Below are 24,600 nucleotides of genomic sequence, written 5' to 3' on the forward strand. Positions count from 1 at the left end.
TTGTCTGACGAACAGATGATGCTGGTGAAAGGATGGGTAATCTGACAGTATTATTTTGTTCGTCAACGAAGTATTTTCTTCTTTTTCGAAAGCAACATCCGATAGCAAGGAAAATTTCTTTTTCTACATTTACCCCTGTGAACGTTGGAACCTTTAAAGGATCACTTTGACTTCTTCAATCCGGGCATTTTTAACACTTAAAACCTCAAATACGACATTATTGATCAGGATCTTTTCGCCCTCTGCCGGAATACTTTCATTAAAATACAAAATATAGCCGGCCAATGTTTCATATTCTTCATTTTCCGGTAGATTCAAATCGTATTTTTCATTCAAGTAGTCCACTTCCAGGCGTCCGGAAAAAATATACTCATGATCGGAAACCACTTCTTCCTTCAAACTGGGATGATCGTGTTCGTCTTCGATTTCCCCGAAAATTTCCTCCATGATATCTTCAATGGTTACAATGCCCGCAGTTATACCAAATTCATCCACAACGACAGCAATACTACGTTGTTGCTTGATAAATAAATTCAACAGATGGGAAGCGGACATGGTTTCCGGCACAATAATCACTCCACTCAAAGCCTGTTCTATCGTAGCCGGATTTTTAAAGAGGGAGGAGGAATGTACATACCCGATAATATTATCTATATTTTCTTTGTAAATCAGAATACGGGATAAACCTGTTTGCACAAACAAATCTGTCAGTTCTTTCCTGTCTGCATCGATTGGAAGAGCAACCAAATCTGTCCGGGGGACAATGCATTCTCTCAGCTTTACTTCTGAAAAATCGAGTGCATTCCGGAAAAGTTTTATCTCGTGTATTTCTTCGTTCTTCTCGTCCGACACTTCTCCTTCTTCTATGAGATTGTTGAGATCTATTTTTCCAAAAGCCTTATTGGGTTCTTTTTGCTCCATTTTTTTACCCGTCACGATCCGCAACAAAACCCCTCCCAACCATACAGAAAAGTAAGTAATCGGAAAAAACAACAGGTAAAACAAAAACACAGGTACGGCAAACACCCGTAAAAAAGCATTCGGACGTAAACGGAACAATGTTTTGGGCAAAAACTCTGCAAAAACCAGAATAATTAAAGTGGTAATCAGCGTCTCTACCAGCACTTTCATGCCCAAAGAAAGGTGTAAAAAGTCCAGATAGCCGGACAAATAATCCTTCATAAAGATACCGTATATAACCATTACCACGTTATTTCCGACTAACATGGTGGTGATATACATACCGGAATTAGAAATAAAAAGGTCAATTAAGGTTTGGGAAATACTTTTATCCGTCTTATCAATTTCAATCCTCAACTTATTGGAAGCGACAAAAGCGATCTCCATACCTGAAAAGAAAGCAGATAATAAGAGACATATTAATATGACCGTAAGTGCTGACATTAGTTATTAGGCTTCATTTCAAATTGAACTTCGCCATCGGTAATATTCTTAAAAACAGGATTTTTCAGATTCTGGTCCGACTCGAAACCACCGCTACTTTCCAATATATTATTGCCGTCAATCAAGCGGCTATAGCGATCAGAATAAATCCACTCTTTTTCCATATCCCAATACAACAACTCGGTCTCCAGTCTTTTGCCTTCTGCATTCATCACGACCACCTGGTTCCGGACTTCCCAGAGTTTTTCTTTGATCAGGTTTTTAGCATACTTGGACTTCACCTCTCCGACGATCTTGCCGTCCTTATCATAAGAAATCACATGAATTCCCTGCGGGAACTCATCGTATTCTTCTTCTCCGGTATGAATTTTATTATAGAGAGGAGTATAAGCTTTATATTTTATCCGGGCAGAATCGGAATAAATCATTTCCATATTTTCGCCGGACATTTCCGGTAATGTTTTCCGGTCAGTAAGTGCATTTACCTTTTTAATATCATTTTTACAAGACAAAAGCATTATTGTCCCCAACAGAACAATAATGCTTTTATAAGAATTCATTCCTGAGAAAATCCCCATATTCTGATTACTATCTAAACCTAGCTGTAGTCGTCTCGTTGATCCAATCTCCGATTTTTACAGAAGTTCCCGAAGTAACACTTCTGAAAAAAGCTTCATCTTTACTGGGGAAGTGAGGTGAATAAGCGTTAATCAGTTTATTCGCTTCTTCGGTTACACTTGGATCTACTTGTTTGGCTTTAACAAATTTATCAACGGCAGCCCAGAATACGGAAGCATGATCGAAATCGTCTTCTCCGTAATTTTTGCTATAAGCAGCATAGGCATTTCCGATAATGATATAAGCGGCACCTAAATTCGGATTCAATTTTATAGCCTCTAAGGCATTCTTTTTGGCTTCGATTAATTGTTTCTTAGAAAGGCTGATTTGTGCCAATCTCAAATAATAATCTGCTTTATCGATGTTATCATCACTCTTTTCAATCGCTTCTTTCAAATAACTTTCTGTTTTATCGAATTCCTGCTTTTTCAAAAACATGATCGCCAAGTTATAAGCTGCCGTAGCTGTCGGCTCCTGCTTGTACAAATTTTCTGCAACCTGAGCGAACAACGGTATATCCGTACATTCACTTCTTCTCAGCAAGCTGGACACTTCTTTTAAAACCTCCAGATTTTCCGGATCCTTTTCAAATTTCGGTCCCAGGAAACTTGCCAATGTCTCACAATCAGCCACGCCGGCATTGAAGAATAAGGCGTCTATTGTATTCTTTACGTCTACATAAGCATCAGGATTCTTAGCATTTACTTTTCCTTTTTCAGCATAATCCGTAAATTTCATATACAAATTTACATAATCATCTTTCGAAATTTCTCCTTTTTTCAACAGGTCGTCAGCAACAGCAAAAGTCACTTTTACAGTCAGCGGATGGGTCTTCGCACCCTCCATTTCGTACGATTTATATAAATATCCATAAGCTTCTTTAGCAGCTGCGACATCATTCGTTTTTAAGCGATACAGATTAAATCCTTTTTTACCCAATGTGTAGCCTTCTCCAAAACGGGAATGGTCTCCAAAATATTTAATCCACTGATCATAAACCATCATCAATGTATCCACATAAGCCGGATTCTTGGTCTGCATATACATATTCATCATGATATCCTCACCTCTGACATAGGTATTTAATTGAAACCGGGGGGCATTATTGAATACATACCTCCATGCAGGCAATGCATCTTTATAATTCTTCTGTTTCACAAATTCACTGTAAATAGAGGCCTGCTCAATCGTTTTCGCACTATCGATCCCAAATTTCGAATCCAGTGTCTGAGCATTAACAACCCCTGTAAATAGACAAATACCAAACGCTAAGACAAAAAACTTCTTCATAATTATTTTTTTTATTATATCTGAATCTTTGTGTAAAAAAATCTATACCATTTTGTGTGCAAAAATAGGACTATTTTTTTAAAAACCACAGCATTGCAATATTAATTTAATATTTAGTTATTTTTTTTATTATATTCTAATATCAGGTCTAATCCGATAAAACCTAGATTTTCTTCATAAGCAACTACAGGCGATAATTTACTTTTCATATAAAAACTATTTCCGCCTGTCAGTACGACTTTTCCTTCCGGAAAATCTCTGTAAAAAGAGTCGATATATCTTTGAATTTCAAAAAGCATGCCATTCATAACCCCGTTTCGAATGGCTTCCTCGGTCGTTCTGCCCATTTCCCCAAATTCTGCATTTCCTTCCAAATAAGGCAATTTGGCTGTAAACAAATGCAAAGCACGGAAACGGATTTCCTGGCCCGGAGAAATATTACCTCCCAGAAAAACCTTCGATTTCGTCACATAATTATATGTAATAGCCGTGCCCGAATTAATCACCAGTAAATCGGTTTCCGGAAACAGACAACAAGCCCCCACACAAACGGCAACACGATCCACGCCCAAGGTTGTTGGCGACTGATAATCAATCTTCAAGGGATATTTCACCTCCTCGGATGCATCCAACCAATACGCTGCTTCTTTTTCCAATTGTACTTTTAAAGATTCTTCTATCCGTCCGCTTCCGGATAAAAAAATAGCTAACTTTTCTCCCTGCAATTTCCGTTCTTCCATCTCCTCTAGCAACTTCTCCCAACCCACTCCTATCTTTACGACTTTTCCCGGAATACAAAAAGCATATTTAAAACGGGTATTTCCGATATCTATAATTAAATTCATTCTTTTTACATTAGTTTAACTTTGGGTCTTTCTCCTCTTCTTCTTTTTCCAGAATGTTTTTGGACATTTTTTCCACATACCTGGACATTTTTTCCACATTTGTAATTTCAGTAAAGACCAAAGAAAGCTTATCGTTTTTTTCATTCATCCGGCAAGGTAACTCCTGACGTTGTACAAACTTCAGCAAACGTGTAAAAACAGCAGACGAATAAAAAGGTGAGGTTTGTTCCCCGACAAAATAGGTAATCATTTTCCCGTTTTTCACCAACACTCTCTCTATCCCCAAAGCCTGACATTTTTTTCTAATTTTTACAATTTCGATCAAACCTTTTACCTGCACAGGCAATTCTCCGAAACGATCCTGCAATTCCTTTGCAAACTTTTCTAATTGTGATCCTTCTTCGATATTATCCAGCTCCCGGTACAAACGGATTCTCTCGCTTACATTTTCGACATAAGTTTCCGGAATCAGTATCTCAAAATCTGTTTCTATACTGCATTCTGCAACGTATTCTTTACAAGCATCCTCTCGTCCGGCAGAGAAATCCGGAAATTCTTCATCCCTTAATTCCAAGAGAGCTTCGTTTAAAATGCGCTGATAAGTTTCATAACCGATTTCCGATATAAAACCGGATTGTTCTGCTCCCAGAATATTTCCGGCACCCCGGATATCCAAATCCTGCATAGCAATATTGAAACCACTCCCCAGCCCACTGAAATCCTCAATAGCCTTCAATCTGCGTCGTGCATCCGGATTCATCAATTCCAAAGAAGGCGTAAGCAAATAGCAAAAAGCCTTTTTATTCGAACGTCCCACTCTCCCCCTTAACTGATGCAAATCACTCAATCCATAATTCTGAGCCTGATTGATAATCATCGTATTGGCATTCGGAATATCCAAACCGGATTCAATGATAGTCGTAGCAATTAACACATCGTAATCGCCCCGGATAAAATCGTGCATGGTTTTTTCCAATTCTTCTCCGGGCATTTGTCCGTGAGCCACACAAGTCTTCACCTGCGGTACAATCCGGTGCAACATATCTTGTATATCCCGGATATTTTCCACCCGGTTGTGAATGAAAAAAACCTGCCCGTTACGGGATATTTCATACAATATCGCTTCCCGTATCAATTTCTCATCAAAACGATGCAATTCCGTCACAATGGGATAACGATTGGGAGGAGCTGTCCGGATAATCGACATATCTCTGGCCCCCATCAACGAAAATTGCAACGTTCGGGGAATGGGGGTTGCCGTCATGGTAATGGTATCTACATTAACTTTTAAACTTTTCAGTTTTTCTTTTACCCCGACCCCGAACTTTTGTTCTTCGTCTATAATTAAGAGCCCCAGATCCTTAAAAACAACGTCTTTTCCGGTAAGACGATGAGTACCGATGATAATGTCCACTTTCCCCTCTTTTAAAGCAGCCAAAACTTTTTTCACATCTGCGCTTTTCCTCATACGACTGATGTATTCTACCCGGCAAGGCATTCCTTCCAAACGTTTGAGAAAGGTATTATAATGCTGGAAAGCCAATATTGTCGTCGGAACGAGAACAGCCACCTGCTTGCTGTCAGCTACAGCCTTGAAAGCCGCCCGTATGGCCACTTCCGTTTTACCAAAGCCCACATCTCCGCAAACCAAACGATCCATGACTTCGGGACGTTCCATATCGCTTTTAACCGCCTCTATTGCTTTCATTTGATCCGGCGTCTCTTCATACATAAAAGAAGCCTCCATTTCTTCCTGTAAATAACTGTCTTTACTAAAAGCATAAGCCCTCTCTTTCTTCCGCTTGGCATACAAAGCGATCAATTCCCTGGCGATATCTTTGACTCTGGATTTGGTTTTTTGTTTCAGTTGATTCCAAGCTGTTCCTCCCAATCGGTTGACAGTCGGCGGAACACCGTCTTTCCCTTTGTATTTTGATATTTTGTGAAGGGAATAGAGCCCTACATACAATTCGGAATTATTCTTATATACCAATCGGATAGCTTCCTGCTCTTTCCCGTTATTATTGATTTTTACCAATCCTCCGAAGCGTCCGATCCCATGATCGACATGCACGACATAATCCCCGGGATGCAGATTCTGTAATTCTCCCAGGGTGATGGACTCCCGGCCTTTCCGAATACGGGTCGTCTGCAGTTTATATTTGTGGTAGCGGTCAAATATCTGATGTTCTGTATAAACACATATCCGCAATTGGTCATCGGAAAAACCCTCGTGAACGACTCCGTTCAGGTAAGTAAAATCTATTGAATATCCTTTGTCTGAAAAAATATCCCGAAGGCGCTGTATCTGCATATCATTGACAGAGCAGATATATATTTTATAACCTGCAGCCTGTTTGGTTTGCAAAGTATCCGCCAATAATTCAAAATGTTTATTGACTATCGGCTGAGCTTCACATTTCATATCGAGGATTTCTCCCCGGAAAAATATATCCGGTCCCCATTCTACTACACTACACGTTTCGATATAATCAAAACAGGTCTTCTCCGATATCAAGATATCTTCTTCCGTCTCCGCCTGTAAAGCCTTTAAACGATCGTACAGGAACATACCATTCTTAATCCACCAGACCGGCTTTTCCGGAAAATAATGAAAGAGTTCTGTAAATTCAAACGAATCGCTGGTATTACTGAGATCCGGTATAATAGATACCTCTTCGATCAATTGTTCTGAAAGCTGAGTCTCCACGTCAAAAAAACGGATACTCTCCACCTCATTCCCAAAAAAATCAATCCGTACGGGCCGTTCCTCTGCAAAAGAATAAACATCGACAATACTTCCCCGTATCGAAAATTGTCCGGGCTCATACACAAAGTCATTCCGCACAAAATTATATTGCTCCAGTAATTCTTCCACGAAAGAAATAGACAAATGATCGCCTTTGTGTATAATCATCGACAGGCGGGATAACACTTCTTTCGCAACCACTTTCTCTGCCAAAGCTTCCGGATAAGTAACCAGAACCTGGGAACGCGCATTAGCAATATTTTTCAGTACTTCTGTCCGCACTAGTACCGAGTCGTTGTCTTTTTCTTCCCGCTGAATGGTCCGGCGATAAGAAGAAGGCAAAAAACTCACTTTCGACTCCTCGGTAAAAGCCAGCATATCATTGTAAAAGTAAGCAGCTTCTTCCCGGTCGTTCAACACGATCACCCGAAATCCCGGGCGGGCTTTTAACATTGCACTGGTAATCACCGCCGTCACCGACCCTGCATTATTGACAAGTCTGTATTTGCCTACACCTTGCAATTTGGCGGTTAATTTCCCAATAACCGCCGAAGACAAATAGGTCCCTAATAATTCCTTTATATCCAACTTCTTTTTTTTACAAAAATAAAAACTATATACCGAATATTGAATAGAAGAAAAGAAAAATAAAACGAAGCCCTTCAGAAAGTGGTTCCGTAAAACAGAAGAAAAATAGAAAAAGTCATTAACTTTGTTGAAAATCGAAATTCAAAAACAAAAAGATATGCATATCGTATTTTTAGAATCCCTGGGAGTATGTGAATGTGTGATTTCACAATTATGTGAACCCTTAAAAAAAGCAGGCCACACGATCACCTATTACCCCGACAGAAATGAAGAGGAAGAGGTATTAATCGAAAGAGGACATAAAGCCGACATTATCGTAGTGAGTAATATCCCACTGCGCAAGCACTTTCTGGATCATTGTCCCAATCTGAAAATGATTTCCGTCGCATTCACCGGTTTAGATCATATCGATCTGGAAACGTGCCGGCAGCGGGGCATAACTGTCCGCAATGCTGCCGGCTACTCAACTCATGCCGTAGCAGAATTAGCGATAGGGATGATGATCGCTGTGTACCGTAAAATCGTAGGGGGAGATGCTATCACCCGTCTGGGAGGAGACCGGAAAAATTTTCTCGGAACAGAATTACACCAGAAAACCCTGGGTATTATCGGTACAGGAGCTATCGGCTATCAGGTCGCCCGCTTAGGACTTGCCTTTGGCTGCCGGGTCATCGCTTACAACCGTACCCCCAGAGAATTGGAAAATATCCGCATGGTAGACAAAAATACCCTTTTACAAGAAGCGGATATCATTTCCTTACACATCCCTCTTACCCCCGAAACAAAGGATTTTATAGGAGAAGCGGAATTTAAGCTCATGCAACCCCATGCCATCCTTATCAACACAGCCAGGGGACCTATTGTCAATAAAAAGGCTCTTCATGAAGCTTTAAGAAAAAGTAAAATTGCAGGGGCAGCCGTGGACGTATACGATCAGGAACCTCCTTTACCGGGAAATTATGAATTACTGAATGCCCCGAACTTACTTATGCTTCCTCATATCGGATATGCGACGAAGGAAGCATTTGCGGAAAGGGTCAAAATTGTTGTTCGAAATATAGAGGAATGGTTGCAATAAACCATTTCCCCTTTTTCATGAAACGCCAAAAGGATGTCTAAACTCACCTTATTTTTCCTCTGTTTGTTTTGTTCTTGTTGCGGAAATGAGTTCCGGCTCCATATTCATGTCAAAAATCTGCCGGAAAAGAGTAATCCCCTGCTATTGCGTATTTACAACGGAAATACGTATGTTTTAGATAGCTTGCCCAGCCGGCAAAAAGATTTATTATCTTTTCAGATTCCGGCCTCTACGCATACAGGGATGTTCAGACTTATACTAAATCCTTCTTCCGGTTCTTTACATACGGGCGAACCAACGAAAACCCTGGACATTTTATTCAACAAAGCAGCTATCGACTTATCGGTAGATTACAATGATCCCTCTAATTCTATTCAGGTTCTTCAATCCCCGGAAAACAAAATCTACTTCGATTTCCAAAAAAAAGACCAGTACTTGCTTCACCGAATTGCCTCCTTGGAACAAATCATCGGTCAATATCCGGTCCGGGACGAATTTTATCATTCCTCTCTTCAAGCTTATGAAAACTGTCAGCTGGAAAGAGAAAAATACATTGACAGCTTGGTTTGCCTCTATCCCGGTACACTAGCGGCCCGAATCATTCTTCAGCAGAAACAACCTTTTATTCCAGCTCCTAGCACAAAGCAAGAAAGAGACTCTATTTATAAAAACCATTATCTGGACCATATCGATTTTAAAGATACCACTCTCCTCTATACCAATGTTTATACAGACAGGCTATTTCAATATCTCCGCTTTTTCCTGGATCCCCACTCAAGTCTCCCAGAAAACGAAACCCTCGTCATCCAAGCCTTGGAGAAGATCATACCCCAGATCAGCGAAAATGAACAAGTCCGTTCTGCTTTATTGAAATTTTTAACGGCCGGTTTCAAAAGCATGAAAATGAACGGAGTTTTAGTATACCTTTCCAATTCTTATACCGGACAATGCGGTGGTTCTATCAATTTAATCGAAGAACGGTTACACGGATACGAAAAAATGATTCCCGGCTATAAGATCCCTCCTCTTCTTGTAACAGATATTCAGGATCAACCCATCGATATCGAATCAGAACTGAGCCCTTATACCCTTCTTTTATTCTGGCAAACCAGCTGTACTCATTGTAAAACGCTTTTATCCGCTCTTTCTTCCCTCCGAAAAGAAGGTGTTTTCACCCCTGTAAAAGTCATCGGTATTTCTATCGACGAGGAAAAAGAGAACTGGATTGAATTTTCCCGGAATTTCCCTATGGACTGGATAAATACATTTGCTGGAGGAGGTTTTTACGGCCCGGCAGCTTCCCGCTTTAACCTTTTTGCCACTCCTTCTCTATTCCTGTTGGATGAAAATCACCGTATTTTATCCAAACCAACAACCCTGGAGGAACTAAAAAGAGACATCGAGGACCTGAAATAAACAAAAGTTACCCCAACCTTAATTCGTTCAGCTCTCCTTTTCTTTTAAGCTTTCCCGACCAAAGCGGTCCACCTTCTCACTCTTTAAAATAGATCCGTTTCACCCGTTGAGCAACTCCGGTCAGCACCTCGTAAGGAATAGTATCCAATTTTTCAGCGATCTCCGTCACGGGAATATCTTTTCCGAAAATCTCTACTTCATCCCCTACCTGGGTATCCGTATCCGTAACATCCAGCATACAGGTATCCATACAAATATTTCCGATAATCGGCACCCTTTTCCCTCTCACTAGCATCTCTCCCTTTCCATTACTCAAATGCCGGTTTAAACCGTCGGCATAGCCGACCGGGACGACAGCAATACGGGAATCCCGTTTGGTAATTCCTCTGCGGCCATACCCGATTGTCTGATCCGCCGGCACATTTCTGACAGAAGATATATAAGTCTTAAAAGAACTAACCGGTTGCAAAACCGCTCCGGCAGCACTAATTCCATGCAAACCGATCCCCAGGCGGACCATATCGAAACTATATTCCGGGAACCGTTCTATTCCGGCAGAATTCAGAATATGACGCATAATCTTATGATCAAAATGCTGCTGTATCTGTCTGGTCATTGTACTAAAACATTCCACCTGTTGCCGGGTAAAAGCATCATGCCGGGCTTCATCACTTCCGGCCAGATGAGAAAAGACCGTCTGTATCCTCACATGCCTTTTTTCTTTAAAGAAAGCCAATAAATCAGGGATATCTTTCCTATCCAGCCCGGAACGGTTCATACCGGTATTCAATTTTAAATGTACAGGATAATTTTCAATTCCGTGTTTGACTAAAACCCTGTCAAAAGCTCTCAGTATTTCTAAAGAATAAATCTCCGGTTCCAAGCAAAACTCAATCATATTGTCAAAAGCTTCCGGCTGTGGATTCATAACAGCAATGGGTATACTGATTCCCTCCGCCCGGAGCGCTACACCTTCATCTGCAAAAGCCACCATTAAATAATCAACTCCCTGATACTGTAATAAACTAGCCACTTCGCCGGAACCGGAACCATAGGAAAAAGCTTTTACCATTACGGCTAATTGAGTATGTTCCGGAATCAAAGCACGAAAGTAATTCAGATTCGCAATCATCGCATCCATATCGACTTCTAAAACGGTATTATGACTTTGCTTTTGAAGAAATCCGGCTATAAACTCAAAACGGAATTGCCGGGCCCCTTTAATCAAAATGACCTGTTCCCGGAAATTTTCTCGATTCTCCTGTTTTAAAAAGCTGTCGGTATCCGCATAAAAACGGGCAGGCATAGGAAAATAAGAACTGTACCGGGAAAGCTGACTTCCGATACCAATAAATAAAGAAACTTCCGCCCGCTTTAAACTCTCTGCGATTTCCTGATAAAGCACTTTTTCCTCAGAACCTGTATCGATAAAATCCGAAAGAATAACAGCCCTCTCTTTTGCTTCATCCTGCATCATTAATGTATTTAAAGCCAAATGAAAAGAAGCTGCATCGGAATTATAATAATCGTTTATCAGCACACAATCGTTAATGCCCTCTTTTATCTCCATACGCATCGCTATCGGTTGTAAAGAAGCTACCCGTTCGGCAATGTGTTCAAAAGGTATTTTTTTCCATAGCAGGACACAAACAGCATTCATACAATTTTCGTAAGCAGCCTCGTCCGGAAAAGGAATGACAAGCTCAAAGCTCTTCCCCTGATAGCTAATAACTACTTTACGTTCCTTCTCATTCTTTTGAAGAGTCTTACATCTGACCTCAGCCTCTTCCTCCTCCCCCCAACTCATTATCCGGGCTTGTCCATTGAAACTTCGAATGGTTTCCAATGCTTCTCCCTGCTGTCCGATCACCATCCGGCAATGCCGGAACAAAATTGCTTTTTCAGCTAATTTTTCAGCCAAAGAGGTAAAATTTTCCCCGTGAGCATCGCCTAAATGGGTGAAAATACCAATATCCGGCCGGATCATCTGTTCCAACTTTTCCATTTCTCCCGGAAAAGAAATTCCCGCTTCGATTAAGGCAATCTGAGTCGATTCCCCTATTCCACACAACGATAGGGGAACTCCTACCTGGGAATTATAGCTCCGGGGACTCCGATAAACGGAAAAATTTCCCGACAGCAATTGATACAACCATTCTTTTACAATCGTTTTTCCATTGCTACCGGCTATGCCGATTACTTCAGCTTTTTTCTCCCGCCTGTATCTCCCGGCATATTCCTGCAAAGCTTCCAGCACATTTTCAACTTCGTAAAACCGGGCTTCTTTCAGTCCGGCAAATTCTTTTCTCTTTTCACTGATCACAAAATCCCGCACTCCCCGTTCGTATAATCCCTGTACATAATCATGTCCATCATGGTTTTTCCCTTTTAATGCAAAAAACATAGTCGCTTCGGGAGCAATTACAGAACGGCTGTCAATACTAATTTCCATCTTTTATTTATTTTACCACATTCACTGTTTTCCTGTAAAAAAGCTCAACAGGGGGCTACGGGTTGCCGTTTTCTATCACAACAAAGGGGCAAACAAACGGGCAACCGATTCCTGAACTTTCTGCCATCTGGTCCGGAACTTCCAACGATGCATGCTTTCTTCTTCGCTATCCTTTAAATCTTCCATAAAATAAGTAGCCAGATTTTTAGCCACATTCCGGTCATAAACAATCAAATTTACCTCAAAATTCTCCTCAAAACTCCGCATATCTACATTCGCTGTCCCTACACTGCCGACAATTCCATCCACGACAATTACCTTGCTGTGGTTAATTCCTTTTTGGTACCAATAGACTTTCACCCCAGCCTCTAAGAGTTCTTCCACATACGAACGCGAACACCAATTTGTCAGGTAAGAATCCGATTTATGCGGCAAAAGTATACGCACGTCTACTCCTCCCATGGCCGCTGCTTTTAAGCAACTTAAAGTGGTTTCCCCCGGCATAAAATAGGGGGTAGAAATAAACACGTAATGCCTGGCCATATTAATAAGCGTAAAATAAGCCTGTTGTATGGAAGCCCAATCGCTATCGGGCCCCGAAGCGACCGTTTGTACCACTACATTTCCGTCCTCCCGTTTATAAGGCATATACTCTTCCTTATTCAGTAACAGTTCCTGCCGCACAAAATACCAGTCTATTAAAAACACGATTTGTAAAGAAGTGACAGCTTCCCCTCTTACGCGCACATGAGTATCCCGCCAAACACCGATCCCCGGAACTCCTGTCAGATAGCGGTCTGCAAAATTCAACCCGCCGACAAATGCTGTCTCCCCATCAATCACTACAATTTTACGGTGATTCCGGTAATTGGCTTTATCGGCTATCCGGTGAAAACGTACCGGCAGGAAAGGATAAATCTGTATACCTGCCGCCCGCATCTCCCGAATATAGCTCTTCGGCAAACTCCAACAGCCCACATCGTCATAAATACAACGGACTTCTACTCCGGCCTTTGCTTTAGCTATGAGTAACTCTTTCAAGCGAGTAGCCAATTCTCCTTTCTCTATAATGTAATACTCCAGATGAATATACCGGCGGGCTTTCGACAAAGCCGTAAAAATGGCCGGGAAAGTCTCCTTTCCATTATTCAAAACATCCACTTTATTGTAACGGGTCAACAAAGCTTTGCTATTGTTCAACAACAATGTCATGAGCTTGCGCACCTCCTTCATATCTTCTTTTTTCAGAAGTTCCGCTTTCTTCAAACGTTGTTTCTGATCCTCGCTCATATACTGCAACCACTTCATATCCCCCAATCCTTTCATAGAAAACATCTTACTCTTGCGGTAGTTCACCCCAAAATAAATATAGAAAATCATCCCGAGAAAAGGCACCATCAAAACGACTACAACCCATGCCAAAGTACGTACCGGATTACGGTTTTCCATCACGATATTGAATACAATCGTCAGGATTGTAAGAAAATACAATATCACTCCGGCATAAACGATAATAACAGACCAATTCATAATCCTGGATCATCCATATCTAAAATTCTTGTCGTATCAGAGAATTTAAAATTAAATTTTCTAAACAAATAATATACCAAATTATTTCATCCTCTTCCCAAACGGATATGGTTATATCAGCACATTTTCGTATTTTTGCTTTATGAACAATACCCTGTTTTCTCTAACACAATACGCATTATCAGAGCTGAAAGATACATATAGCGAGAACGAAATCCGCAGTATTTGCCGGCTCATTTTTATGGATGTTTTAAAATATACAAATATAAATATCCATCTCAAGAAATACGAAAGTTTACCGGAAAGCTTTGTAAATAAATTTTATGACATCACGGTCCGCCTGAAAAAAAATGAACCGATTCAGTATATTATCGGAGAGACAGAATTTGCCGGTCTAAGATTTAAACTCAGTCCGGCAGTGCTTATTCCACGTCCTGAAACAGAGGAATTAATCTATTGGATAAAAGAATCTGTTATTTCTCCCCGACAGGTTTTGGATATCGGTACAGGAAGCGGTTGCATTGCCATCACATTAGCTCGCATTTTCTCTTCAGCCCGTGTACAGGCGGTGGATGTATCCGAAGAAGCTTTACAAATTGCCCGTCATAATGCCATCTCGAATGCAGCTCCCGTCTTATTTCAACAAAAAGATATTTTAAATTACAAAGCCGAAAAAGAAGAAAAATACGATTTAATCGTCAGTAATCCTCCTTATGTCCGCCAATGCGAAAAGAAAAAAATGCAAAAACAGGTACTGGATTTTGAACCTCCTCAGGCTCTTTTCGTACCGGATGAGTCTCCCTTGCTTTTTTACCATCAGATTGCAAAACTGGCCCAAGCAATACTCCTTCCCGAAGGTTCTCTCTTCTTTGAAATTAACGAAGCTTTCGGAAAAGAAATACAAGAAATGCTCCGGCAATTTAACTATCAGCATATCGAATTGAAACAGGATATATTTGGGAAAGACCGCTTCGTAAAATGTAAAAAGTGAAACTGTTCAAGGGTTAAATACAGAAACGAAAAATACCTAAAAAGTTAATACATAATGGATACCTCCAAAGCACTCAAGACGGTGACAACTTTATGCAGTAAAAAAGAATATTGCCGGCAGGAAATCCGGCAAAAATTGGAAAAATGGGAAATTGCGGAAAAGGATATCGATACGATTCTTGAATTTCTGCAAAAGAATAATTTTATAAACGAACAGCGCTATGCTCAATTTTACGCGCGGGATAAATTCCGTTTCAATAAATGGGGAAAACAGAAAATTTCCCTCATGCTCAAACAAAAAGAAATTGCGCCGGATTTTATTTCCCAAGCTTTAAGCGAACTGGACAAAGAGGCTTACGAACAAACCTGCCTGCAATTATTCCGGCAAAAACAGCTGAAATTCAAAGAAAAAAAAGACATTCAAAATACCCCCCGCCTGGTTAGGTTCGGTCTGAGCCGTGGCTTCGATTACGATACAATCAGGCGTTGCCTGGATTTATTAAAAGCAGAAAATCATTCCGCTTTCCCGGAAAATACTAGGGACGATGTATGGGATGAGTAAATACAAAACGAGCTCCGCCTGTATAATCTTTATCTACCCAAATCTCTCCTCCCAACATATTGACCGTAATCCGGCAAATAGCCAAACCCAGTCCCGTTCCCTGCGCATATTCATTCAATTTGGCAAAGCGGTCGAAAATCACCTGCTGTTTCTCCAATGGAATTCCACAACCTGTATCTGTAACAGAAAAAAATACTTTATTGCCGGGTTCATCGATTTTCAGATCCAGCCGAATTTCGCCATTTTCGGTAAACTTATTTGCATTGGACAATAAATTGATAAGAATTTGTTGTAAACGCTGTCCATCTGTCTCTATTTCGAAAGTCTCTACGGCAGGATTAAATACATATACGACACCCCCCTTACGGGAACAAGCTGTGGTAGAAAGAATTCCCCTGCACAAATGAATTAAATCATGTTTCTCGTAAGTAAATTTCAACCGTCCTGTCTCTAAACGGGAAATATCCAAAATATCATTAATCAAACGCAATAACAAGTCTGAATTGGTTTGAATAATATTGACAAACCTTTGCCTTTCATCTTCCGAAAAATCATCCGAAACCAAAACATTAGAGAATCCGACAATTGCATTCAAGGGGGTCCGTATCTCATGACTCATGTTAGCCAGGAAAGCAGACTTCAGACGATCGGACTCCTCCGCTTTTTCCTTCGCAGCCACCAACTCAATTTCCGATTCTTCTAATTCATCTTTCAATTTTTTCGTCCTCAGATAAAAATACAACGTAATAAAGAACCCGACCAATAAGAAAAGAAAAGCCAAAGCTATAAGCGTCAGTTGGAAACGATATTTTTCCCAGAAACTGATATCTTTATTCAGGAGCTTAGCCCCTTGAGGTAAAATTTTCTCACTTAATCCTGCTTCTTTTAATTTATGAGCATCAAACTCATACCGATTGGGAATAAACTGTATAATCTTCCTGATTTCCCCATTTTTCTTTTCCAGAACAGCGTTTGCCTGACGAGCCAAATCTTTTCCAATCGTCCGGTAGGAAGGAATATATCCTCCCAAAGCCCAATGTCCCAACCCGATAGAAGTCATAGAAAATGCCGGCAACTTCGGATTTGCAGACATCATGGAATAAGTAGCATTCCGCATAAAATAGCCTTCATTTTTATCAACCCTCCAAGTTCCCATTAATATCACGGTATTTTCCGGCAACTTTGCAATTTTATCTACAATTGTATAAATCGTATGTTTTCTTCCATCCAAAAGTATGAGATCGATATCCGGAAATTTTTGCATTTCTTTTTTTACATAGGCTTGCAATGTCACCCCGCCATAACTATTGTCCGACACAAAAGCGATATGCTGTACGTTCGGATAAAAATCCCGGATCAATTGTACATTTTTCTCTATATCATAATCATATAAATAACCGGCTACCTTAATTTTCTGTTCTTGTAATACGTCCAGACTCTCCGGTTCCCAATTCTTTAAATCAACCGTATCATCTGGTAAGATAATGGCATTCCGGCTCACCATTCCACAGAGAAGAGGAATTTCGTACATAACCTGCTCCTGGGAAATATAAGAGGCCCAAGCTTCCTGTCCCAATAAAATAACCAAAGCCGGACGCCGTTCCCCCCTGTATTTATCGAAAATATTTTTCATATAAGATTTCCAGAGCGGCGCTTCTGAAAAACTCTTGCAGTTCATATTTTCAATAACGACCGGATGGGTACCTCCCAGAAGTTTATACTCTTCCAAAAACTCGGAAATATTCTGAGAAGTTTGAAAGGTTTCAGGATTATAAGAACTGATTATCAAAATAGGGCGTTCGTGTTCTTCCGCAAAAACCCCGGCGGTACTTTGCAGAAATAAGAAAAGAAAAAACACACTTCTTAGAACCCAATGCCTAATCACATTTATCACCTTTTATATGAATTGGGACAAAGATATTCAATTTTAATTTGATTTTTATATATTTGAAGGAAATATAACTTAAACAATAGTAAATGCCTAACTCTTGCATCCTATACAAACAGCTTTACCCCATTTTGTCCCCGGACTTTCTTACTCCCTTTTTCATTTACTCTGTGAAAGGAGTGATACGGATAAACCAAAGCATAACAATAAACGATTAAATCGAATACAGAATGACATCCCCCCTCATTGACCCGGAACAATTCTTTACCTCTCAATTAAAGGATTTTAAAATAGCACAAACGAATTTTTTGAACCTTCAAAAAGCCCTGTACAGAACGCTTAAGGGGGATCACTTTCTTTTTCAGCTTCAATATAACCCGGAACGGATCCGTTCTACTGCCGCCAAAGTAGATGAAAAGACACTGAAGGAACGCAAGTGTTTCCTTTGTGCCGCAAACCTTTTACCAGGACAAAAAGGCATTCCCTACAGGAATAAATACAATATTTTCATTAATCCTTATCCAATATTCGACAGACATTTCACAATTCCGGACCGCCACCATACACCACAATTAATAGACGGGCGTTTCGGGGATATGTTAATGCTGGCAAAAGATTTCCCCGCTTATACTTTTTTTTACAACGGCCCAAAATGCGGAGCTTCTGCCCCTGATCATTTTCATTTTCAAATGGCAACGCGAGGGGTGATGCCTGTGGAAAAGGAAATCGAGAACTGCACAGTACTCCGGCAAACCCATTCTTATCAAATCGGTACGATTGAAAATTATATGCGTAAAATCATTGTCCTTACCTCCGATCAACCCGATTTACTGGAAAATTTATTTCTGCAAATCCTGTCTTTGCTGAGCCAAAATATCCCTTCCCAACCCGAACCGATGATCAATCTCCTTTGCTGGTATACCTCCTCCTACTGGAATGTAATTATTTTCCCCCGTCGGGGTTTACGCCCCCGGCAATTTTACGAAGAAGGAAATGACAAAATATTATTCAGTCCTGGCTGCGTCGACTTTGCAGGACTACTCGTAACCCCTAGAAAAGAGGATTATGACCGCTACACACCGGAATTACTAGCCGATTTATTCGGACAACTCACGTTGACAAATGAAACATGGGAAAAATTATCTTCTTCTCTTCGTACCTTAATTCCAACGAATTAATATTTCCTTGCTATCCCGTTCTACCTATCTTCCAGCCTCCTTCAGGAAACGTTCGAGTATTTAAACTTTTCATCCGATAATCATTCCGACAACCGTAGCAGAAAGCAAGGATGCCAAGGTCCCGGCCAGCAGAGCCCTCATTCCAAATTTTGCCAGTAACGGCTTATTTTTAGGAGTTAATCCCCCGATTCCTCCGATTTGAATTCCGATAGAAGCGAAATTTGCAAAGCCACAAAGGAAATAAGTACACATAATAATAGATTTTGCCTGTGCAAAGGCTCCAGCAGCTTTTAAATTGGCCAAATCCACATACCCGATAAATTCCGTCATAATCACCTTTTGCCCCAGAAGACTTCCGGCATACACCATATCGTCAGCAGAAATTCCAATCAGCCACATCAAAGGAGAAATAGCATATCCCAATATAAATTGTAAGTTAAAAGCAGTACTACGCCCATCCGTCACCTGAGCCACCCATTCATTCAGACCGACCAAACTACCAAATTTGGTAAATAAATAATTGGCAAAAGCAATAAAAGCAACAAACACCAATAACATACCCGCTACATTGACAGCCAATTTTACACCCTCAGCAGCCCCGTTAGAAATCGCATCCAATATATTTTTACCCACTTTATTCTTAGAGATCTGTATATTATTATTCACTTTCTGAGTCTGGGGAACCAGCAATTTGGCAAACACAACAGCTCCGGGGGCAGCCATCACAGATGCAGCCAGTAAATGCTTGGCAAAGACCAACCTTTGTACAGGATCATCCCCCCCCAAAAAACTGATATAAGCCGCCAAAACCCCTCCGGCAATAGTTGCCATACCCCCTGTCATCACTAAAAATATCTCCGAAGGACTCATATCATCCAAATATTCTTTAATCATTAAAGGTGCTTCTGTCTGACCTAGAAATATATTTCCGGCCACCGATAGAGATTCCATTCCGGAAATATTCATCAGTTTCGTCATTCCCCAAGCTAATGCATACACTATTTTTTGAATAATGCCTAAATAAAATAACAAAGAAGTCAAGGCAGAGAAAAATATAATAGTCGGTAAAACCTGAAAAGCAAAAATGTAACCCGTTTTGGTGGTATCCATTAAATCCCCCAAAAGAAAAACACTTCCTTCTTTGGTAAAATCCAGAATCGTAACAAATATTTTTCCAAAAAATTCAAAAAAAGCCTGTACAAAAGGTACATAAAGCACGCCAATAGCCAATAAAAGCTGTATCACCAAACCTATTCCCACTACTTTCCAGGAAATCGCCTTCCGGTTGCTACTAAACAACCACGCAATTCCGATCAACGTGGCAATTCCCAACAAACCTCTCAGGACAGACATAAACGAAATATGACTTTCAATATTGATAGCACTTTGAATTCCACTTCCAGACTGAGCAAATAAATCCCCTGTAAACAATAAAAATACAGGCAATAAACACATTATTTTTTTTAAAACACCACACATATAGAACAATTTAAATAGCCGATAAAATCTGAATAACGATCTGTACTTCATACAGATTCCGAACTCCTTCTATTATTTAAAACGTTTTCTTTCTAAAGAACGGTTAAAGTTAAAAGATAAATATTAAAATCCGAAAATTCTGTTCCACTTTTCTGAAGATATAAAGAAGGTAAACCCAAATTAAAATTTTGACTTTTTGAAGTTTAACATTTTCTTAAAACCGAGGCTGTACGCTACAGACCGGCGGATCAAAACACCTTGATTTACCTCTGTTTTCAGAACCGGAAGTCGGCCTACCGAAAATCTGAAGACTTTTGCTCCTCAGGCTTACAAAGCCGCTATTTCGTACCAAAAGTTCTGGGAGGAAGGTTTCTTTTACTCCTTCTTTACTCATAGATCAACTGATAATCCCGTTCTTTCCCTTTTTTAAACCATTGTGCAGGGATCACTTTCCAATCGTTCCGGCATTGAGGATTCAATACTTTTTTCTCCAGAATATATTCCATTAAATAATAACGTACATCTTTAGGCATTATTTTTATGACCCGAGCTTCCATCTCTGCTTTACTCCAACCCAATCCCATTGAAAGGTGTCCTCCACCTCCATTTCCCCGATAAGAATTAATCGCAACCTGATAGGTGCGGTTTTCATCAAAAAGCGAGCCGTCGGACATCGAATGTATTTCTACCCGCTTTCCTTTAGGCTTTGTCACATCTACAGTGTATTTTATACCTGCTGCACAAGAATAATTGAAAAAATCTGTAGCTAACACGTATTTTCCTCTATTATTTTTTATCAGCTTTCCGGCAGAATCCGTCTTAAAACGCAATAAATGATCCCGGTCTGAAGTCATGGTATTGTATTGCAAACCGTAAGCATATTCCAGATATTGACCGATTTCCTTACCGGTAAAGGCCATTATATAAAGACCATTCTCATAACTATACAGGTTAAACATATCCCGTATAGTCACGGTTCCTTTCTCAATCAAAGCATCCATTTGTAAAACGGTGCTAAAAGAAACATCTGCCCCCGTGGCCGTCAGCTGTGCATTATGAATAAAATCAGTGAAAGCTGAAGGTCCAAAAATCCCATCCCGTCCGGATAAAGTTTCTCGAAATTCTCCGATCTCTCCTCCAATATAATTTTTCACTTTATTCCTTTCCGGAGCAAAATAAGCCAGATAAGTCGAATCCTTAGGTACTTCAGCCAAAGGAATCAATTCTGTCGTAATCTTTTTAGCATACTGTTTCCCTTTTCGACTCAATTCCACCTCAATTTTCCCAAGATAAGTGGAATGGGATTTCGGATCCAGAATAACTACTTTATGCCCCCCTTTATCGATTACCTCCATCTGCTTCTCCTGATGATCGTGTCCCAAAATGACGAGATCGAATCCCTCTACCTGCTGAGCAACTAAAACTCCGGCATTTTCATTTCGGGGAGTATGTGCATTTTCTCCGGCATAATTATAATCGAAACCTGCATGAAAAAGTCCGATTAATAAATCCGGTTGCTCTTCTTTTTGTATTTTAGAAACCCAATATTGGGCCGTTTCTATCATATCTTTAAATTCCATACCTTCCCACAATTTTTTAGGCAACCATTTATAAATCCCTGGAGTAGTCATCCCCACTATGGCGATTTTGATTCCTTTGCGGTAGAGTACTGTATACGGCTTAAAATAAGGTTCTCCTGTCGATTCCCGGACTGTATTGGCAGAAAGCCAGGGGAAATTCAACTCTTTCACCACTTTATCATACACAGGATGTCCGGCTTCTATATCGTGATTTCCGACAGAAGCCGCATCGTATTTCAGGTAATTCATCACCTGAGCCGTCAGATTAATGCCGGAAGTATCGACAAAATTATAATAATAATTTGTCGGCTGTCCCTGTAAAAAATCCCCATTATCCAACAACAGCACAGCTGTACTGTCTTTTGCCCTTGCCGCTTTTATATAATAAGAAACATTCGCCAAACTACTACGGCTCTCTCGATTTCGCTTTAAATCATAGTCAAAAATTGTACCGTGAACATCCGAAGTACAGTAAATTGTCAAAGCGACCTTTTCTGGTTTTGAATCACAAGATAAAGCCAAACTGACCAACAAAATCAGCCCGGGCAAAAGTTTCCAAAAATTCAATTTCATAGATACAAATTTAATGATCACACACCTTACTGGTTTCCTTTTCTAATTCACCTCAACTTCATCTACAAATAAATAGGGAGCAGCTCCGGAAGCCGGATGCCCTTCCGGTAAACGTTTTTTACGTTCCACGACAACTTTTATAAAACGCCCCTCTCCCTTTTCCACTTCTATATCCAGTTTTTTTATCCCCTTGGTTTGCATATCTTTTAAGGAATCAATATTTTTCAATTCTGCGACTTTAAAATAATACTGATCTCCGTTGGATTGATAAACTTTTATGGATTCTGGCAAACATATCCGATCGGAGGGACGATTTAAACAACTGACACTTACTTTTGTATATGTCGTCGGTTGTTCCATGTCTATCACCAAAACAATATCGTCGATAGAAGTTCCCAGCCAATTGCCATCCTGGAAATCTTCACTTCCCCGCACTCCGTCCGTTAAACTCATTCCTCCCTGAGCAGAATAAGTCAATGCCAACTGGCTCGACAAAGTTACTTTTTTAAAAGCCGATTTGCTGAATGTAAAATGTTTTTGATATTCTTTTCCCAAAGGCTCTCCTTCCCGGAACAGCAAAGCTTTTACAGAACAGTTTTCCCGTATTTTCAACTTATCTTTGTAAAGAGGCGACTCCAGAGTCGGCTTATTTCCATCCAAAGTATAGTGAATTTCATATTTTCCTCCTGTAGGAGCTAATGTCAATTCCAATTCCTTTTTCTCCCGATTTAGCTTTGTTGTTCCGATTACCGACAAAATGTGTTTGGCATAATTATATCCCAAAGCATCATATCGTCCCGACAAAGCCACAATCCGATTGATGAAACTGGCATAATCTTTTTCAGAGGCGGGAGTCCATGCCACTTCCGATAAAGCTGCCAAACGCGGCAAAACCATATATTGTACATGCTTAAAATCTTTTATATATTCCGTCCAGGTGTTCGCCTGAACCCCAATCACCATTTTACTCTCTTCCGGATTTAATCCCAAAGTGGGCTCTAAGCTGTATACTTTTTCAATAGGTAAATACCCGCCGATAGCAAATGGTTCTTTCTCCCGGTCTAAAGCCTGATAATAATCCAGATAAACATACGTATTAGGTGCCATAATCACCTGATTTCCCTGTTTAGCTGCTTCAATTCCTCCCCGGGTTCCTCTCCAGGACATAATCGTAGCCGTTTTAGAAATCCCTCCTTCCAGGATTTCATCCCAACCGATTATTTTCCGCCCTTTTGAATTCAAATATTTTTCCATACGATGTACAAAATAACTTTGCAATTCGTATTCATTCTTCAGGTTTTCTTTTTTAATCCGTCGCTGACATTTCGGGCATTTTTTCCAGGCTTCTTTCGGACATTCATCCCCTCCCACATGTATAAATTCAGAAGGGAAAAGGGAGATTACTTCATCAAAAACATCCTCAAAAAACTGAAATGTCTTTTCACTTCCGGCACAATACACATCTTCAAAAACACCCCACTCCTTTACCACCTCATAAGGTCCTCCTGTACATCCCAGCCAAGGATAAGAAGCCAAAGCCGCCCCAGCATGTCCTGGAAGCTCGATTTCAGGAATTACGGTAATATAACGATCGGCAGCATATTTAACAATTTCTTTTACCTCTTCCTGGGAATAGTATCCCCCATAAGGCTGTCCATCATACTTTCCGCTATTCCGTCCGATCACCGTTTCCTTGCGCATGCTCCCGACTTTTGTCAATTCCGGATATTTCTTTATCTCGATTCGCCACCCCTGATCATCCGTCAAATGCCAATGAAACCGATTTAGTTTGTGTAAAGCCAGCATATCGATAAAAGTCTTTATATCCTTCACCGTAAACAGATGCCGTCCAACATCCAGCATCGCTCCCCGGTAAGCAAAACGAGGCTCGTCCTTTATAACTGCATTCTGTATCTCCGCTACAGTCATCTTTTCTCCTTTTTCCATAGCCACAGGCGTCATCTGACGTAAAGTCTGAAAGGCATAAAACACAGCAACCCCACTTCCAGCCAAAATATCAATTTTCTTTTTATTCACCGTCAGCTGATAAGCTTCCTGTCCCAAGGTCGTATCGATAGCCACATGAATAGCGTTTCTCGCCCTTCCTCCCTCTTCTATTTTCAAAGGACTTCCAAATGATCTTCCGACATAATCAGCAAAAAAGCGGCAAGCCGGGACGATATTCTCCTCTCCTTTCTCCACCTGAATCACCGTTTGGGGCGTTAATAAGAAATGACCCTTTGTAACCTGCACCTCTACCGGCCGGGGCACTATGTTCAATTGCTGCACTTCCGTATTTTCGCAAGCATAGAACGCCACACCACATATTACGATGAGAAAAAGCAAACTGATTCTTTTCATTTTCCACTGCTTTAAGTTA

General features: G+C 40.4%; 16 protein-coding genes. 5 read left to right on the forward strand and 11 right to left on the reverse strand.

Annotated features, from left to right (window positions below; translation table 11 throughout):
• Positions 1–153: 153 nt before the first annotated feature.
• From HMPREF9449_RS15170 to mfd, 5 genes are all read right to left on the reverse strand, one after another.
• The gene (locus HMPREF9449_RS15170; protein ID WP_009138150.1) at positions 154–1,404 is read right to left on the reverse strand and encodes a hemolysin family protein; all 1,251 of its coding nucleotides are present in this window, start codon (positions 1,402–1,404) and stop codon (positions 154–156) included.
• The gene (lptC, locus tag HMPREF9449_RS15175; RefSeq protein WP_232211443.1) at positions 1,404–1,964 is read right to left on the reverse strand and encodes an LPS export ABC transporter periplasmic protein LptC; all 561 of its coding nucleotides are present in this window, start codon (positions 1,962–1,964) and stop codon (positions 1,404–1,406) included. The genes HMPREF9449_RS15170 and lptC overlap by 1 nt, the downstream gene beginning before the upstream one ends.
• 28 nt (positions 1,965–1,992) lie before the next feature.
• On the reverse strand, positions 1,993–3,312 hold the full coding sequence (locus tag HMPREF9449_RS15180) for a tetratricopeptide repeat protein (protein ID WP_009138152.1): 1,320 nt from the start codon (positions 3,310–3,312) through the stop codon (positions 1,993–1,995).
• 113 nt (positions 3,313–3,425) lie between these two features.
• Entirely contained in the window at positions 3,426–4,157 is a 732-nt protein-coding gene (locus tag HMPREF9449_RS15185; protein WP_009138153.1) for a type III pantothenate kinase, read from the reverse strand.
• A 10-nt stretch (positions 4,158–4,167) separates the two neighbouring features.
• Complete coding sequence (mfd, locus tag HMPREF9449_RS15190; RefSeq protein ID WP_009138154.1) at positions 4,168–7,494, reverse strand: transcription-repair coupling factor; 3,327 nt, start codon at positions 7,492–7,494, stop codon at positions 4,168–4,170.
• A gap of 157 nt (positions 7,495–7,651) precedes the next feature.
• On the opposite strand from mfd, the gene HMPREF9449_RS15195 reads away from it, so the two are divergent.
• On the forward strand, positions 7,652–8,572 hold the full coding sequence (locus HMPREF9449_RS15195) for an NAD(P)-dependent oxidoreductase (protein WP_009138155.1): 921 nt from the start codon (positions 7,652–7,654) through the stop codon (positions 8,570–8,572).
• Between the two features lie 33 nt (positions 8,573–8,605).
• Positions 8,606–9,988, forward strand: a complete 1,383-nt coding sequence (locus tag HMPREF9449_RS15200) for a thioredoxin-like domain-containing protein (RefSeq protein ID WP_009138156.1) — start codon at positions 8,606–8,608, stop codon at positions 9,986–9,988.
• 76 nt (positions 9,989–10,064) lie between these two features.
• Here HMPREF9449_RS15200 and HMPREF9449_RS15205 read toward each other — a convergent pair whose 3' ends face one another.
• Together HMPREF9449_RS15205 and cls are read right to left on the reverse strand one after the other, a co-directional pair.
• Positions 10,065–12,440 (reverse strand): bifunctional UDP-N-acetylmuramoyl-tripeptide:D-alanyl-D-alanine ligase/alanine racemase, encoded by a 2,376-nt coding sequence (locus tag HMPREF9449_RS15205; protein WP_009138157.1) that lies wholly within the window; start codon positions 12,438–12,440, stop codon positions 10,065–10,067.
• A 75-nt stretch (positions 12,441–12,515) separates the two neighbouring features.
• Complete coding sequence (cls, locus tag HMPREF9449_RS15210) at positions 12,516–13,970, reverse strand: cardiolipin synthase (RefSeq protein WP_009138158.1); 1,455 nt, start codon at positions 13,968–13,970, stop codon at positions 12,516–12,518.
• 142 nt (positions 13,971–14,112) lie between these two features.
• On the opposite strand from cls, the gene prmC reads away from it, so the two are divergent.
• Complete coding sequence (gene prmC, locus HMPREF9449_RS15215) at positions 14,113–14,961, forward strand: peptide chain release factor N(5)-glutamine methyltransferase (protein ID WP_009138159.1); 849 nt, start codon at positions 14,113–14,115, stop codon at positions 14,959–14,961.
• Positions 14,962–15,015: 54 nt separating this feature from the next.
• On the forward strand, positions 15,016–15,522 hold the full coding sequence (locus HMPREF9449_RS15220; RefSeq protein WP_009138160.1) for a regulatory protein RecX: 507 nt from the start codon (positions 15,016–15,018) through the stop codon (positions 15,520–15,522).
• Here the strand turns inward: HMPREF9449_RS15220 and HMPREF9449_RS15225 are convergent.
• Positions 15,497–17,407, reverse strand: coding sequence for a sensor histidine kinase (locus HMPREF9449_RS15225; protein WP_009138161.1), 1,911 nt, complete (start codon positions 17,405–17,407; stop codon positions 15,497–15,499). The genes HMPREF9449_RS15220 and HMPREF9449_RS15225 overlap by 26 nt on opposite strands.
• A gap of 233 nt (positions 17,408–17,640) precedes the next feature.
• Between HMPREF9449_RS15225 and HMPREF9449_RS15230 the strand changes: the two genes are divergently transcribed.
• The gene (locus HMPREF9449_RS15230) at positions 17,641–18,588 is read left to right on the forward strand and encodes a DUF4922 domain-containing protein (protein WP_009138162.1); all 948 of its coding nucleotides are present in this window, start codon (positions 17,641–17,643) and stop codon (positions 18,586–18,588) included.
• A 69-nt stretch (positions 18,589–18,657) separates the two neighbouring features.
• Here HMPREF9449_RS15230 and HMPREF9449_RS15235 read toward each other — a convergent pair whose 3' ends face one another.
• From HMPREF9449_RS15235 to HMPREF9449_RS15245, 3 genes are all read right to left on the reverse strand, one after another.
• Positions 18,658–20,067, reverse strand: coding sequence for a NupC/NupG family nucleoside CNT transporter (locus tag HMPREF9449_RS15235; RefSeq protein WP_009138163.1), 1,410 nt, complete (start codon positions 20,065–20,067; stop codon positions 18,658–18,660).
• Positions 20,068–20,453: 386 nt separating this feature from the next.
• Positions 20,454–22,220: a bifunctional metallophosphatase/5'-nucleotidase gene (locus HMPREF9449_RS15240; RefSeq protein WP_009138164.1), complete on the reverse strand. Its 1,767-nt coding sequence runs from the start codon at positions 22,218–22,220 to the stop codon at positions 20,454–20,456.
• Positions 22,221–22,262: 42 nt separating this feature from the next.
• On the reverse strand, positions 22,263–24,581 hold the full coding sequence (locus HMPREF9449_RS15245) for a beta-N-acetylhexosaminidase (RefSeq protein ID WP_009138165.1): 2,319 nt from the start codon (positions 24,579–24,581) through the stop codon (positions 22,263–22,265).
• Between the last annotated feature and the right edge of the window lie 19 nt (positions 24,582–24,600).

The sequence above is a fragment of the Odoribacter laneus YIT 12061 genome, from assembly GCF_000243215.1.
In the GTDB taxonomy this organism is placed as follows: Bacteria; Bacteroidota; Bacteroidia; order Bacteroidales; family Marinifilaceae; genus Culturomica; species Culturomica lanea.

Excerpts from the sequence above, each read along its gene's own strand:
- HMPREF9449_RS15170 (WP_009138150.1), bottom strand. The coding sequence starts at position 1,404 with ATGTCAGCACTTACGGTCATATTAATATGTCTCTTATTATCTGCTTTC.
- lptC (WP_232211443.1), bottom strand. The coding sequence starts at position 1,964 with ATGAATTCTTATAAAAGCATTATTGTTCTGTTGGGGACAATAATGCTT.
- HMPREF9449_RS15180 (WP_009138152.1), bottom strand. The coding sequence starts at position 3,312 with ATGAAGAAGTTTTTTGTCTTAGCGTTTGGTATTTGTCTATTTACAGGG.
- HMPREF9449_RS15185 (WP_009138153.1), bottom strand. The coding sequence starts at position 4,157 with ATGAATTTAATTATAGATATCGGAAATACCCGTTTTAAATATGCTTTT.
- HMPREF9449_RS15195 (WP_009138155.1), top strand. The coding sequence starts at position 7,652 with ATGCATATCGTATTTTTAGAATCCCTGGGAGTATGTGAATGTGTGATT.
- HMPREF9449_RS15200 (WP_009138156.1), top strand. The coding sequence starts at position 8,606 with ATGTCTAAACTCACCTTATTTTTCCTCTGTTTGTTTTGTTCTTGTTGC.
- HMPREF9449_RS15205 (WP_009138157.1), bottom strand. The coding sequence starts at position 12,440 with ATGGAAATTAGTATTGACAGCCGTTCTGTAATTGCTCCCGAAGCGACT.
- cls (WP_009138158.1), bottom strand. The coding sequence starts at position 13,970 with ATGAATTGGTCTGTTATTATCGTTTATGCCGGAGTGATATTGTATTTT.
- prmC (WP_009138159.1), top strand. The coding sequence starts at position 14,113 with ATGAACAATACCCTGTTTTCTCTAACACAATACGCATTATCAGAGCTG.
- HMPREF9449_RS15220 (WP_009138160.1), top strand. The coding sequence starts at position 15,016 with ATGGATACCTCCAAAGCACTCAAGACGGTGACAACTTTATGCAGTAAA.
- HMPREF9449_RS15230 (WP_009138162.1), top strand. The coding sequence starts at position 17,641 with ATGACATCCCCCCTCATTGACCCGGAACAATTCTTTACCTCTCAATTA.
- HMPREF9449_RS15235 (WP_009138163.1), bottom strand. The coding sequence starts at position 20,067 with ATGTGTGGTGTTTTAAAAAAAATAATGTGTTTATTGCCTGTATTTTTA.
- HMPREF9449_RS15240 (WP_009138164.1), bottom strand. The coding sequence starts at position 22,220 with ATGAAATTGAATTTTTGGAAACTTTTGCCCGGGCTGATTTTGTTGGTC.
- HMPREF9449_RS15245 (WP_009138165.1), bottom strand. The coding sequence starts at position 24,581 with ATGAAAAGAATCAGTTTGCTTTTTCTCATCGTAATATGTGGTGTGGCG.